The 13244-nt window shown below is 49.1% G+C and carries 14 protein-coding genes; 8 read left to right on the top strand and 6 right to left on the bottom strand.

Translation table 11 applies throughout. The features are described 5' to 3' along the window. Nucleotides 1-142 precede the first annotated feature (142 nt). Nucleotides 143-1309: an ADP-forming succinate--CoA ligase subunit beta gene (sucC, locus tag AC6R03_RS02520; protein WP_334555205.1), complete on the top strand. Its 1167-nt coding sequence runs from the start codon at nucleotides 143-145 to the stop codon at nucleotides 1307-1309. Beyond that, entirely contained in the window at nucleotides 1309-2181 is an 873-nt protein-coding gene (gene sucD, locus AC6R03_RS02525; RefSeq protein WP_500630656.1) for a succinate--CoA ligase subunit alpha, read from the top strand. The genes sucC and sucD overlap by 1 nt, the downstream gene beginning before the upstream one ends. Before the next feature lie 82 nt (nucleotides 2182-2263). Here the strand turns inward: sucD and AC6R03_RS02530 are convergent, their stop codons facing one another. The 3 genes from AC6R03_RS02530 to AC6R03_RS02540 form a co-directional block, all read right to left on the bottom strand. Then, entirely contained in the window at nucleotides 2264-2545 is a 282-nt protein-coding gene (locus AC6R03_RS02530) for a hypothetical protein (protein ID WP_500630655.1), read from the bottom strand. 731 nt (nucleotides 2546-3276) lie between these two features. After that, nucleotides 3277-3576, bottom strand: a complete 300-nt coding sequence (locus AC6R03_RS02535) for a DUF3301 domain-containing protein (protein ID WP_334555208.1) — start codon at nucleotides 3574-3576, stop codon at nucleotides 3277-3279. 12 nt (nucleotides 3577-3588) lie between these two features. Then, nucleotides 3589-4632 (bottom strand): DUF3549 family protein, encoded by a 1044-nt coding sequence (locus tag AC6R03_RS02540; protein WP_500630654.1) that lies wholly within the window; start codon nucleotides 4630-4632, stop codon nucleotides 3589-3591. 76 nt (nucleotides 4633-4708) lie between these two features. Between AC6R03_RS02540 and AC6R03_RS02545 the strand changes: the two genes are divergently transcribed. Both AC6R03_RS02545 and truC read left to right on the top strand, forming a co-directional pair. Then, nucleotides 4709-5023, top strand: a complete 315-nt coding sequence (locus tag AC6R03_RS02545; RefSeq protein WP_487902606.1) for a YqcC family protein — start codon at nucleotides 4709-4711, stop codon at nucleotides 5021-5023. Beyond that, nucleotides 5020-5754 (top strand): tRNA pseudouridine(65) synthase TruC, encoded by a 735-nt coding sequence (gene truC / locus AC6R03_RS02550; protein ID WP_500630653.1) that lies wholly within the window; start codon nucleotides 5020-5022, stop codon nucleotides 5752-5754. Before AC6R03_RS02545 ends, truC begins: the two co-directional genes overlap by 4 nt. Before the next feature lie 93 nt (nucleotides 5755-5847). Here truC and dxs read toward each other — a convergent pair whose 3' ends face one another. The 3 genes from dxs to xseB are packed head-to-tail and all read right to left on the bottom strand — an operon-like array spanning nucleotide 5848 to nucleotide 8899. Beyond that, complete coding sequence (dxs, locus tag AC6R03_RS02555) at nucleotides 5848-7731, bottom strand: 1-deoxy-D-xylulose-5-phosphate synthase (protein ID WP_500630652.1); 1884 nt, start codon at nucleotides 7729-7731, stop codon at nucleotides 5848-5850. A gap of 20 nt (nucleotides 7732-7751) precedes the next feature. Next, complete coding sequence (gene ispA, locus AC6R03_RS02560) at nucleotides 7752-8636, bottom strand: (2E,6E)-farnesyl diphosphate synthase (RefSeq protein WP_500630651.1); 885 nt, start codon at nucleotides 8634-8636, stop codon at nucleotides 7752-7754. Nucleotides 8637-8656: 20 nt separating this feature from the next. After that, complete coding sequence (gene xseB, locus AC6R03_RS02565) at nucleotides 8657-8899, bottom strand: exodeoxyribonuclease VII small subunit (RefSeq protein ID WP_500625971.1); 243 nt, start codon at nucleotides 8897-8899, stop codon at nucleotides 8657-8659. Nucleotides 8900-9115: 216 nt separating this feature from the next. Between xseB and pomA the strand changes: the two genes are divergently transcribed. From pomA to AC6R03_RS02585, 4 genes are all read left to right on the top strand, one after another. Then, nucleotides 9116-9880, top strand: coding sequence for a flagellar motor protein PomA (pomA, locus tag AC6R03_RS02570; RefSeq protein WP_334555215.1), 765 nt, complete (start codon nucleotides 9116-9118; stop codon nucleotides 9878-9880). A gap of 9 nt (nucleotides 9881-9889) precedes the next feature. Then, nucleotides 9890-10837 carry a flagellar motor protein MotB gene (locus AC6R03_RS02575; RefSeq protein ID WP_500630650.1) on the top strand — a complete coding sequence of 316 codons (948 nt, stop codon included), beginning with the start codon at nucleotides 9890-9892 and terminating at the stop codon, nucleotides 10835-10837. A 221-nt stretch (nucleotides 10838-11058) separates the two neighbouring features. Then, a complete protein-coding gene (gene thiI, locus AC6R03_RS02580) occupies nucleotides 11059-12507 on the top strand; it encodes a tRNA uracil 4-sulfurtransferase ThiI (RefSeq protein ID WP_500630649.1) in 1449 nt (482 codons plus the stop codon). Nucleotides 12508-12918: 411 nt separating this feature from the next. After that, nucleotides 12919-13244: LysR family transcriptional regulator (locus AC6R03_RS02585; protein ID WP_500653632.1), on the top strand; the 326-nt coding region annotated here is incomplete at its 3' end.

The following is a 13244-nucleotide window of genomic DNA, read 5'->3' on the forward strand; positions in this document are numbered from 1 at the left end:
TCAACTGTCTGGCCTTCATTTGAATCGCAGTGTCGGTAACGAGATATGCGGTTGATTTGAGAAGACCCTACAGACGTAATGCAGTTCGCTGCGACGTTATGGAAATAATAATCCCTTAAGGGAACATAAACGGAATATCAAAATGAATTTGCATGAATATCAAGCCAAACAGCTGTTTGCAGAATTCGGTTTGCCTGTACCTAAAGGTTACGCGTGCAGCACGCCTCAAGAAGCGTACGAAGCAGCCGGTCGAATTTCGACAACCAAGAAAGTAGTCAAATGTCAGGTTCACGCGGGTGGACGTGGTAAAGCGGGCGGTGTAGAACTGCACGAAACCAAAGACGGCGTAAAAGAGTTTGCGCAAAAGTGGCTAGGTAAGAACCTAGTGACTTACCAAACTGATGCGAATGGCCAGCCGGTTACTAAGATCTTGGTTGAAGAAGCGTCTAACATCGCCAATGAACTCTACCTTGGCGCAGTTGTCGACCGAGCAAGTCGTAAAATCGTATTCATGGCCTCAACCGAAGGCGGTGTGGAAATCGAGAAAGTGGCAGAAGAAACGCCAGAACTGATCCACAAAGCGGCGATTGACCCATTGGTTGGCCCTCAAGCTTATCAAGGCCGTGAACTTGCCTTCAAACTTGGCCTTGAAGGTGACCAAATTAAACAATTTGTGAAGATCTTTATGGGTCTTGGCACTATGTTCTCTCAATATGATCTTGCTCTGCTTGAGATCAACCCGTTGGTGATTACCGGTGAAGGCAGCCTGCTTTGCTTGGACGGTAAGATTAACATCGACTCCAACGCACTTTACCGTCAGCCTAAACTGCGTGAAATGCACGATCCTTCACAAGAAGATGAGCGTGAAGCACACGCTGCTCAGTGGGAGCTAAACTACGTTGCACTTGATGGTAACGTTGGCTGTATGGTCAATGGTGCTGGCCTAGCGATGGGTACGATGGATATCGTTAACCTACATGGTGGCAAGCCTGCAAACTTCCTAGATGTGGGTGGCGGCGCGACGAAAGAGCGTGTTGCTGAAGCCTTTAAGATCATCTTATCTGATGACAATGTTAAAGCCGTACTCGTCAACATTTTTGGTGGTATCGTGCGCTGTGACATGATCGCAGAAGGCATCATCGGTGCGGTTAAAGAAGTAGGTGTAAACGTACCGGTTGTGGTTCGTTTAGAAGGTACAAACGCCGATCTCGGTCGTGAAGTGCTTGCGAATTCTGATGTTGATATCATTGCAGCTGAGTCGCTTACCGACGCAGCTCAGAAAGTTGTTGCTGCTGCGGAGGGCAAATAATGTCTGTACTAATTAACAAAGACACCAAAGTAATTTGTCAGGGTTTCACCGGCGGTCAAGGCACTTTCCACTCTGAACAAGCGATTGCTTACGGCACGCAAATGGTCGGTGGCGTTTCTCCGGGCAAAGGTGGCCAAACTCACCTCGGCCTACCGGTATTCAATACCGTACGTGAAGCCGTTGAGGCGACAGGCGCAACAGCCACTGTGATTTATGTACCAGCACCTTTCTGTAAAGACGCGATCTTAGAAGCGATCGACGCGGGTATTGAGCTTATCGTTACCATTACCGAAGGCATCCCAACCACGGACATGATCGAAGTGAAAGTGAAGTTGGAAGAAACTGGCGTTCGCATGATTGGTCCAAACTGTCCAGGCGTTATTACTCCTGACGAATGCAAGATCGGTATCATGCCGGGTCACATTCATAAGAAGGGTAAAGTCGGTATTGTGTCTCGTTCTGGCACGCTTACTTACGAAGCGGTTAAGCAGACGACAGACGAAGGCTTTGGTCAGTCAACATGTGTGGGTATCGGCGGCGACCCAATTCCAGGTTCAAACTTCATTGATATCCTGAAATTGTTCCAAGAAGACCCTGAAACGGAAGCGATTGTCATGATCGGTGAGATCGGCGGTACTGCGGAAGAAGAAGCGGCGGCGTACATCAAAGAAAACGTCACTAAGCCAGTTGTTTCTTACATCGCGGGTGTCACTGCGCCTCCTGGCAAACGTATGGGCCACGCGGGTGCGATCATTTCAGGTGGTAAAGGAACAGCGGAAGATAAATTTGCTGCACTTGAAGCGGCAGGTGTTAAGACGGTGAAATCACTGGCTGAGATCGGTAAAGGTCTCCGCGAAGTGACGGGCTGGTAATCTTAGCATTGCGCTAACGTATACAAACAAAGGCTTGGCAGTGAAATGCCAAGCCTTTTTATTTGTCGGGCTCGTTGGATTATTAGCCTAGCTTCGCTTCAATTGCTGCTAATCGGGCGGTGAGCTCGCGTACTTGCTGCTCAAGTTGAGCAACGCGATCTTCTTCAAGCGGCGGCTTTGCCGCGACTTCAACTTTTGGTACGCGCTGTGACGATTTCCAGCTTTTAATCGTTGTGATCAGCGCTGGCATGGGAATGGGAGTAGAAAGCCGGGCTTTGACCAAGGCAACCGTCGGCTCTTTGCCTTCTTGGCTGAGTTGTTCTAATACTTGTTTGAGCTCTTGGCTAACATCCTGAGTAAGCATAGTGACTCCTTGTGTGTAATCGATCACATGATACTCGTCGACGATGAAGAAAACGAATAGAAAATTTGGTAATTGCGTGTGCGAGATCTCGCACAAAGAGTGTGAGAAAAATTCGTCATTTTGCTAGCTCTTATATCAATAGTGAAATATAACTGTTTGATAGTATTCGATTATTTGTGTTGTTTATGAGTTGTAAACATAAAAGAAATGACCATCAGACTTGTCCAAAATCGTCAATCACGTAAATTAATCCCTGTCGGAAGGATGCTGACACGGAACAGGAAACAGCACGTATTGCACTCTTCAGGATGAAGAGAGATTGGCCAGGATGGACAATCGCGCAGGATGCTAGGATAGCCGTACGGACACGGTTTCGCTGATAGGACATTAGCGATCAAGGAACGAAATGGACCCCTCTAGGATGAGGCAGGACAGCATCAGGAAGATGCCAAGGACACCGCTCAAGGAACAAGTGATGAGCGCTAACGGGGAAGGTTAGCACAAAGGACAAACAGGACACCGCTAGGATGGCGAAGTAGGAAGAGACTGACGGATCACAGTCACTATTAAGGAAGATGCATGGAGCACCTTTTGTAGCCGGACTGCTGCGAGTAAGACTATAGCCCCGATACGTAAGTATCGGGGCTTTTCTTATTCCACGCTTTTTCCTATCGATGCTTTTGCCTACGGACGTTAGTCTAGCGGCCCTGCGTGTTTAATCCTTTGTGCGTCTACAGGCGATGTGGCTCTAACCAGATATCACGCAGGTGAAACCCTTGCATGGTGATCTTTCCTTGATAACAGTCGTCACCAAGCGACGAAAATTCAAACAGGTAAATCGTATGCCAACGCCACTGACCTTGTGGCGTTTTTAGTTTGTGTCCATCTAGCGCCACACTTAAGAGCTGTAAGCCTAATTGGTCGCACTTACGTATGGCGATTGCTTTGGCGATCTCGGCCTGACGACGATGTTGCCAAAAAATAAAACAGCCAAAGCTCAGTGCCAGGATGGCCAGCAAGTTGTCAATCATACGCCCTCTTTTCTACTCGGCTTTGGTCGCTTTCTGAAGGTTCAGCAGCGCTTGAGCCAACTCTGGGGAGGGGCTGGTGTGGAGCAACGGCAGCAGGACCATACGCAGCTCAGGGAGCATCACCAGATCGGCAAACAGCTGATTAAAGAGTGTTTGATTACCAGTTTGCGCCAGTCGCAGCAAGAACTGCTCAGCGATGTCTTGATCTGACAGCCAGTGCCAGCAGCGGCCAGCAATAGCGATGAGCACTTCTTGATGACTGAGCAGCGGAGAGGCTAAGAGGGTTTTAACCAAGCGGTGACTCAGTTGATGGTGACTGCCCGATAACGCGCGAGTCAGTGCGGAGAGCAAAAACAGATCCGGCGTTTTGGCCTCCATCTCCTTGTGCGCCATTTCACTGAGTCGCTCGGCTAATTTGCTTGGTAGTGGTGACGTATGTTCGAGCACCCCAAGCAGAGCATACAGGGGCTGGCTAGGCAGCGATGTGAGGGACTTACATATATGCACGCCATTTTGGTCACGTCCTAGACGTGCGCACATATCACTGATGCCTTGAAGCCCGACAGTCTGCCACTGTTCAAAACCTAATCCACCTGAGAAATAGTGTTGCGCGTGTTCATAGTACTGACTACAAGGAAGGTCGAGCTCGGCACGAATTTGACTATGGAAAACCGCCATTTTGTCATCGCTGGGTTTGAACGTATAGGGGTTGTTGGATAGCTTCTGTTGCTGCTCCTCACTCATCTCTTGATTTAAGCGTGAGCCCATCGCCTCGATGACGTATTTAATAAATTGGCCAATGTCCGATTGTTGAAACAAGCCGCGCTCATCCAACTCGAATTTTAAAAACCAAATCCAAGGTTGCTTGTGTTCATTCCAATAGGCGATCGCGAGGTGTGCTTTACGTTGAAGTGGGTAAGGGTAGGGTTTCTGTCCTTGTTCCACATCAGAAAATGTCTGAGCATCAATGACGCTGATGCGACGGCCTAAATCGTAGACACGGTAGTCGCAATGGCTGTTTTTCAGCAGGTCAGTGAGTGAGTGAATGGTATCCATCGATGAATTGTCCTAACTTTCTTTCCTCTATAAATGGTACTCTTATCATTAATTTCAAGGTTTCACGTTTAGGTTTATGACACAGCAACAACAATTGCTCACCTTGTTTGCGTCTATTCAAGCGCAACTGCAAGCATTACAACTTTGGCAACATACTCGACCTGATGAGTCACAACTTGTGAGCGCACAGCCCTTTGCGATGGATAAGCTTGCTCCTGAAGCTTGGCTTCAATGGATCTTTGTCGACAAAATGACCGCAATGATCGAGAACGGTGAGCCTCTTCCGAGCGGTTTTGCTATCGCGCCCTATTTTGAGCAGTGTTGGCAGTCAAACAGCGACTATCAGCCGTTGCTTGAACTGATAAGACAGGTGGATGAGGTGTGTCAATGACGCTAGAGATTCTTTACCAAGATGCGTATTTTGTCGCGGTCAATAAGCCTGCGGGTATGTTGGTACACCGCAGCTGGTTGGATAAGCACGAAACGCAATTTGTGATGCAGACGCTTCGCGATCAAATTGGTCAGCATGTATTTCCTCTTCATCGCTTAGATAGACCAACATCGGGCGTGCTGATGTTTGCGTTGTCCAGTGAAGTGGCAGCAGAGGCGATGTCGATGTTCGCTGAACATCAAATGGAGAAAACGTACCATGCCGTTGTGCGCGGTTGGATTCATGAGGCGGCTCGCCTCGACTACGCGCTTAAGTTAGAGTTGGATAAAATCGCCGACAAGTTCGCGAGCCAAGAAAAGGAAGCGCAAGAGGCCATTACCGATTATCGTCCACTGGCAACAGCGGAGGTGTCTTATTCCACAGGACTGTTCCCTACGTCTCGCTACGCGTTAATGGAGTTAAAGCCTCTTACCGGTCGCAAGCACCAGCTTAGACGCCATATGGCCCACCTGAGGCACCCTATCGTCGGTGATACTACACATGGTGATGGTAAGCATAATCGATTGTTTCGTGACGTCTTTGATGCACACAGGTTGATGCTGCATGCCTCGCGGTTGAGTTTTGTTCATCCTTATACCCAAGAGCCCATCACCATCGTTGCGCCAGTCGATGAGTGTTGGCTGAGGATCATGGCGTCGATGTCTTGGCCGCTCGAACGCTTAACGGATTGATGAGAACACAAACGCAAAGAGCGCAGACTGGGTCTGCGCTCTTTTTATGACTTGAATTGTTAGGGCAAGTGCGTTAAATGGTAAAGTACGCGCTTAGCAAGCAAGATAATCGCGAATCGCGCGCTCTATGCCCTTTGCATCTAGGCCAAGCTCTTGATGCAACTCTTCTTGTGTACCTTGAGCAATAAACTCATCCGGTAAACCCAGGTTAAGCACAGGTTTGAGTAGCTTATTCTTCATCATGAACTCAATCACGCCTGCACCTGCGCCGCCCGCAATCGCGTTTTCTTCAATGGTAACCAGCACATCGTGTTGCGCTGCCAGTTCAAGAATCAGAGCTTCATCAAGCGGTTTAACAAAGCGCATGTCAGCAACTGTGGCATCTAGGCCCTCAGCCGCCTCGAGTGCGTTCGCAAGGAAGGTACCAAAACTCAAGATAGCGACACTCGGGCCCTCTTGAGAGTGGCGAGATTGACGAACCACTCGCCCTTTACCGATCTCCAGTGCCGTGAACTCGGTTTCAATCTCAACGCCCATGCCGCTGCCTCTCGGATAACGAACGGCACTAGGACCTTGATGCTGATGGCCGGTGTAAAGCATTTGTCGGCATTCATTCTCATCACTCGGCGCCATGATGACCATATTCGGAATGCAACGCATAAAGCTTAAGTCAAATGCCCCTTGGTGGGTCTGACCGTCAGCGCCCACCAGACCGGCGCGATCGATGGCAAACATGACGGGCAAGTCCATGATCGCGACGTCATGAATCAGTTGATCGTAACCGCGCTGCAAGAAGGTCGAGTAGATCGCGACAATAGGGTGATTGCCTGCAATCGCCATGCCCGTTGCTAAGGTCACAGCATGCTGCTCTGCGATCGCAACGTCGAAATACTGTTTGGGGAACTCTTTAGAGAAGCGCACCATGCCAGAGCCTTCGCGCATGGCTGGCGTGATGGCCATCAATTTCGGGTCGATGGCCGCCATGTCACACAGGAAGTCACCGAAGATTTTTGAGAATGTCGGCTTACCGCCGCTGCTTTTTGGCAGCGAGCTGTGGCTTGGATCAAATTTAGGTACACCGTGATAACCGATGGGATCTTTTTCTGCGGGCTCATAACCTTTGCCTTTTTTGGTCATGATATGCAAAAACTGTGGCCCACTGAGTTCGCGCATGTTTTTTAGCGTTTTCACTAGTTCATTAACGTCATGGCCGTCAACAGGACCAATGTAGTTAAAGCCCAGCTCCTCAAACAGAGTCCCTGGTACCACCATGCCTTTTAGATGCTCTTCGGTACGACGAACCAGCTCTTTAATCGGCGGCACGCCAGAGAGGACTTTTTTGCCCCCCTCACGAATCGAGGTGTACAAGCTGCCAGACAACACTTGCGCAAGATGGTTGTTAAGTGCACCAACGTTTTCTGAAATGGACATTTCATTGTCGTTGAGGATCACCAGCATGTCAGGGTGAACGTCACCGGCGTGGTTCATCGCTTCAAACGCCATACCTGCGGTGATGGCACCATCACCAATTACACTAACGACTTTACGATCTTTCCCTTCACGCCCAGCGCTGATCGCCATGCCGAGCGCAGCACTGATCGATGTGGATGAGTGTCCGACAGAGAGGGTGTCATACTCACTCTCTTCACGCCAAGGAAAGGGGTGCAGTCCGTCTTTTTGACGAATAGTTGGCATTTGCTCACGGCGACCCGTCAGAATCTTGTGCGGGTAAGCTTGATGACCCACGTCCCAAATCAACTTGTCAAATGGCGTATTGTAGACATAGTGTAAAGCGACCGTGAGTTCTACCGTACCAAGGCCGGAGGCAAGGTGACCACTCGATTGGCTCACCGAGTTGAGTAAGTAGGTGCGTAGCTCGTCACACAACGCTGGCAGCACATCTTTCGGCAGCGAGCGTAGCTCCTGCGGCGTGTCAGCCAGTGCAAGTGTCGGATACTTTGAAATATCAAGAGTCATAGTTATGCGCGCTTATAGTGTTAGTTCTTGCGCTCGATGACATATCGGGCGAACTCTTCCAGTAATTCTGTATTGTAGGGGATCGCTTCCAATGCTTGAAGCGCCTCATTAAACAGAGTGTGAGCTTTGTTTATGGCTCCCTCTAATCCTAGCAAAGCGGGATAGGTACTTTTGTTGAGCGCTTGGTCTGAGCCTTGCGGTTTGCCGAGCGTTTGCGTATCACTGATGATGTCCAAAATGTCATCTTGGACTTGAAACGCCAGCCCAATGGCATCGGCGTAACGATCAAGATGTGGCAGTACCTCGACTCCTCGTTCACCGGCGGCGAGGGCGCCAAGACGAATTGCAGACTTCATCAGTGCCCCCGTCTTGTTCCGATGGATGGTTTCGAGCTCCTCAAGAGACACGGCGCGATTTTCCGCTGCTAAATCCAACGCTTGACCTAAACACATACCATTGGCGCCCGAGGCATTCGCCAACTCCTGTACCATCTTTATACGTAGACTTTCGGCCTCAGGGTGTAATGGGCCTTGCGCTAAAATGGTAAAGGCGAGCGTTTGCAATGCATCACCCGTGAGCACCGCGGTCGCTTCGTCGAACTTAATGTGGCAAGTCGGTTGGCCACGGCGAAGCTCATCGTCATCCATCGCGGGTAGGTCGTCATGAATCAAGGAATAAGCGTGGATACATTCCACCGCCGCTGCGGGCGTGTCCAATGATTCCAACTCACATCCGAGCATCTGGCCGGTGATGTACACTAAAAAAGGTCGCGCGCGTTTTCCACCGAGCAGTAAGCCATAGCGCATGGCCTCCAGTAGCGGAAGATGCTGGTGTGGGTAGCTATCGAGCCAAGCTTGCAGCTGAGCGTTGTTGCGCTGTTGAAGAGAGGTTAAGGCCTCAATCATAGGAGAATCTTCTAAAACCGTTATTCAGGCTGGGCATCAAAATCAACGAGCGGCGCGTCATCGTCATTACGAAGTAGCAGGCTGACACGTTGTTCTGCATCGCTCAATTTAGCTTGACCAGCACGAGCAAGAGTGATTCCGCGTTCGAATTTCTTTAATGCGTCGTCGAGCGACAAATCGCCATTCTCTAAATTTGCAACAATTGTATCCAGTTCTTCAATTGTTGCCTCGAATGTCATATTTTCGGGTTTCTTGCTCGCCATAACTTTTCTACATTTGTAAAGATGGACGAAAGTTACCTTAGCCGCCAATGATGGTCAAATTTAACCGAGTAAATTTGTCAGAAAAATCGAGCTTGCGCGGTGGCTCCGGTCAAGCAAAGATGGATGTTGTGACGCGCAACTTATAAAAAACTAAAGATCTGAACATGTTGCCGATATAATTTGGTAGAAGCTTGGAGTTAGCATGAGGAGTGCTTTGTGGATTTAGCAACGCTTTTGGGATTGCTTGGCGGATTTGCCTTCGTCATCATGGCCATGATACTTGGCGGAAGCATCATGATGTTTATCGATGTTACATCGATATTGATCGTGGTCGGCGGTTCGACCTTTGTTGTACTGATGAAGTTTACCATGGGGCAATTCTTTGGCGCGGCGAAGATTGCTGGCAAAGCCTTCATGTTCAAGGTGGACGAGCCAGAAGATCTCATCGCTAAAGTGGTCGAAATGGCTGACGCTGCTCGTAAAGGTGGCTTCCTTGCACTCGAAGAGATGGAAATCACCAACAGTTTCATGCAAAAGGGCATCGACTTATTGGTTGACGGTCATGACGCCGATGTCGTGCGCGCCGCGTTACAAAAAGACATCTCCTTGACGGACGAACGACATGAATTTGGTACCAGCGTATTTCGCGCCTTTGGTGACGTAGCGCCGGCGATGGGCATGATTGGTACCTTGGTCGGTCTGGTGGCGATGCTGTCGAACATGGACGATCCTAAAGCGATCGGTCCTGCTATGGCGGTGGCGTTGTTGACAACGCTGTACGGTGCGATCTTGTCTAACATGGTGTTCTTCCCAATTGCCGACAAACTCTCCCTACGCCGAGAACAAGAGAAGTTAAACCGTCGCTTGATCATGGATGGCGTACTGGCTATTCAAGACGGTCAAAACCCTCGTGTTATCGACAGCTATCTGAAAAATTACCTCAATGAAGGTAAGCGTGCCCTTGACGTCGATAACGAGTAAGGAATAAAGATGGACGATGAGAACGATTGCAAATGTCCGCCACCTGGTTTGCCCTTGTGGATGGGGACGTTTGCCGACTTGATGTCGCTGCTCATGTGTTTCTTCGTACTGCTGTTGTCATTCTCTGAAATGGACGTACTGAAGTTCAAACAGATCGCGGGATCAATGAAGTTTGCGTTTGGTGTACAGAACCGCTTGGAAGTGAAAGACATCCCGAAGGGGACCAGTATCATTGCTCAAGAGTTCAGACCAGGTCGACCTGAACCAACGCCGATTGACGTCATCATGCAGCAAACCATCGACATCACTCAGCAAACGCTGGAGTTTCATGAAGGCGAGTCCGATCGCGCCGGGGGAACCCAACGTGACAAAGGCAAGCTGACTGGCGGTAAATCACCCGACACGTCAACGGAAGACAACCAGAACTCTGAATCAGACAACGAACAACAGCAATCGGCAGAGAAGTCGCAAGAGCTTGAAACCTTGATGGAAAGTATCAAGAAAGCGCTAGAACGTGAAATTGAGCAAGGGGCGATTGAGGTAGAAAATCTTGGCCAACAAATCGATATCCGAATTCGTGAAAAAGGTGCCTTCCCTGAAGGTTCTGCCTTCTTGCAGCCTAAGTTTCGTCCTTTAGTGCGCCAGATAGCGGATCTTGTTAAAGACATTCCTGGTGTGGTGCGCGTCTCTGGCCATACGGACAACCAAAGGTTGGATTCGGAGCTCTACCGCTCGAACTGGGATCTGTCCGCTCAGCGTGCGGTATCAGTAGCACAGGAAATGGAACGTGTGAGAGGGTTTGACCATAGCCGTTTAGAAGTGCGTGGTATGGCGGATACTCAGCCGCTCGGACCTAATGACACCGAAGCGCAGCGCTCACGCAATCGCCGAGTTGAAATCAGCATCTTGCAAGGGGAAGCCCTGCTCAGCGATGAAGTGCCTGTACTGGACAACTAAGCTAAAGCAAAAGTAAGCAAAAGTAGTCAGGGCAAAAACAGTTAGGATAAAAGCGCGATTCGAGAGGCGGAAACTTAGCGTCATCGAGAATGGTCAAAAGGCGAGCGATGGCTCGTCTTTTTTATGCGCACTCATTCGTGTATAATCTTGCGCCCTTAGCCAGCGCAACGCGTTAAGGCTAACCTCTATTTATGTGCGAAACAGAACTTGTGAAGTGAACTATGAAATTTATCGTTAAGCCCCATCCAGAAATCTTCGTAAAAAGTGAATCGGTGCGCAAGCGCTTCACCAAGATTCTAGAGTGTAATATTCGCAACATTATCAAAAGCCGAACGGAGTCTGTAGCGGTATTTAACCGTCGTGATCACATCGAAGTGACCTCCGAGTCTGATAAGTACTACAACGAAACCATCGAAGTGTTGACGCACACGCCGGGCATTCATCATGTCTTAGAGGTTAAGCAGTCAGAGTTTAAAGACTTGCACGACATCTACGAGCAAGTGCTAGAACTTAATCGCCCCAACATTGAAGGTAAGACGTTCGTGGTGCGCGCAAAGCGTCGTGGTAAGCATGATTTCACCTCTATCGAACTGGAACGCTATGTCGGTGGTGGCCTTAACCAAGCGGTGGAAAGTGCCAGCGTTAAGCTGCAAAACCCAGATGTAACAGTCAAGGTTGAAGTCGCAGGCGACAAACTTAACCAAGTGATCGCACGCCACAAAGGCTTGGGCGGCTTCCCATTAGGGACGCAAGAAGATGTGCTGAGCCTGATTTCAGGTGGTTTTGATTCCGGTGTTTCTAGCTACCTGCACATCAAGCGTGGCTCAAAAGTGCATTACTGCTTCTTTAACTTGGGCGGTCCGGCGCATGAAATCGGCGTTAAACAAGTCTCTTACTACTTGTGGAATAAATACGGATCGTCGGCCAAAGTGCGCTTTATTTCGGTCGATTTTGAACCTGTGGTCGCAGAGATCTTGGAAAAGGTCGACGATGGTCAAATGGGCGTGGTGCTAAAGCGTATGTTTATGCGCGCAGCCGGTATGATTGCTGAGAAGTTTGGTATTCAGGCCTTGGTCACAGGTGAGGCGCTCGGCCAAGTATCAAGCCAAACCTTAACCAACCTGCGTCATATTGACGGCGTGACCGATACCTTGATTCTTCGTCCGCTGATCAACTGGGACAAAGAAGACATCATCAACCTAGCGCGTAACATCGGCACCGAAGATTTCGCTAAGACCATGCCAGAATATTGTGGGGTGATCTCTAAAAAGCCAACCGTCAAAGCGGTGAAAGGCAAGCTAGAAGCGGAAGAGGCCAACTTCAACTTTGATATTCTTGAGCAAGTGGTGCGCGAAGCGCGTCAAATGGATATCCGAGATATTGCGAAAGAGACAGAGCTAGCGGCGCCTGAAGTTGAGCAAGTTCAAGCGGTGGAAGATCACGCAGTGGTTTTGGATATTCGTAGTCCAGAAGAGGAAGACGATAAGCCATTAGAAATAGAGGGTGTTGAGGTTAAGCACATCCCGTTCTACAAGCTAGCCACGCAATTTGGCGATCTCGATCAGTCGCACACGTATCTGCTTTACTGTGAGCGTGGGGTGATGAGTCGCTTACAAGCGCTCTACTTGCAAGAGCAAGGCTTTAGTAACGTCAAAGTCTATCGCCCATAGTGGTTTTTTAAACCCTATAAACGCGCAGCCTGAGTTGTCTCACGCTGCGCGTTTTTGTTTGACTGGGTAAATGAGCAGATAAGGAAGCGTTAAGCCGTTATTGTCTGAAGAACACGAATACAGGGCATAAAAAAACACCGCCATAAGGCGGTGCTAAAAAATTTGACAGACAGGTCAAAATAAATACAGGAAGTATGCGCTTTGATAGTTATCAAAGCGGGTAGAATACTACCGAACTCGAAATTCGAGTTTGCAAACACAACATCGCAACAAGAAGCCAATTGATACCGAAATATCAAGCCGTTCAGGCTCTTGGTGCGGTGAGAAATATAGAATTTCTCTAGTCGTCAGGCAATGGACAATTTATAATGTTTCAGATTAAAAAAACTAATCCATATAGAGGCGACCCTAATGTCCAGAAGATTGCCCCCTTTGAACTCATTAAAAGTGTTCGAGGCCGCCGCACGTCATTTGAGCTTTACCCGTGCTGCCGAAGAGTTGTTTGTGACTCAAGCGGCAGTGAGCCACCAGATTAAAGCGCTGGAAGAGTTTCTCGGCTTGAAACTGTTTCGTCGCCGAAATCGCTCGTTACTGCTCACCGAGGAAGGTCAAAGTTATTTCCTTGATATCAAAGATATCTTCTCTTCACTGGCCGAAGCGACAGATAAAGTTCTGGAAAGAAGTGAGAAAGGTGCCCTAACCATCAGCTTACCGCCGAGCTTTGCGATCCAATGGCT

The organism is Vibrio sp. R10-SG-ISO4, from assembly GCF_059834135.1.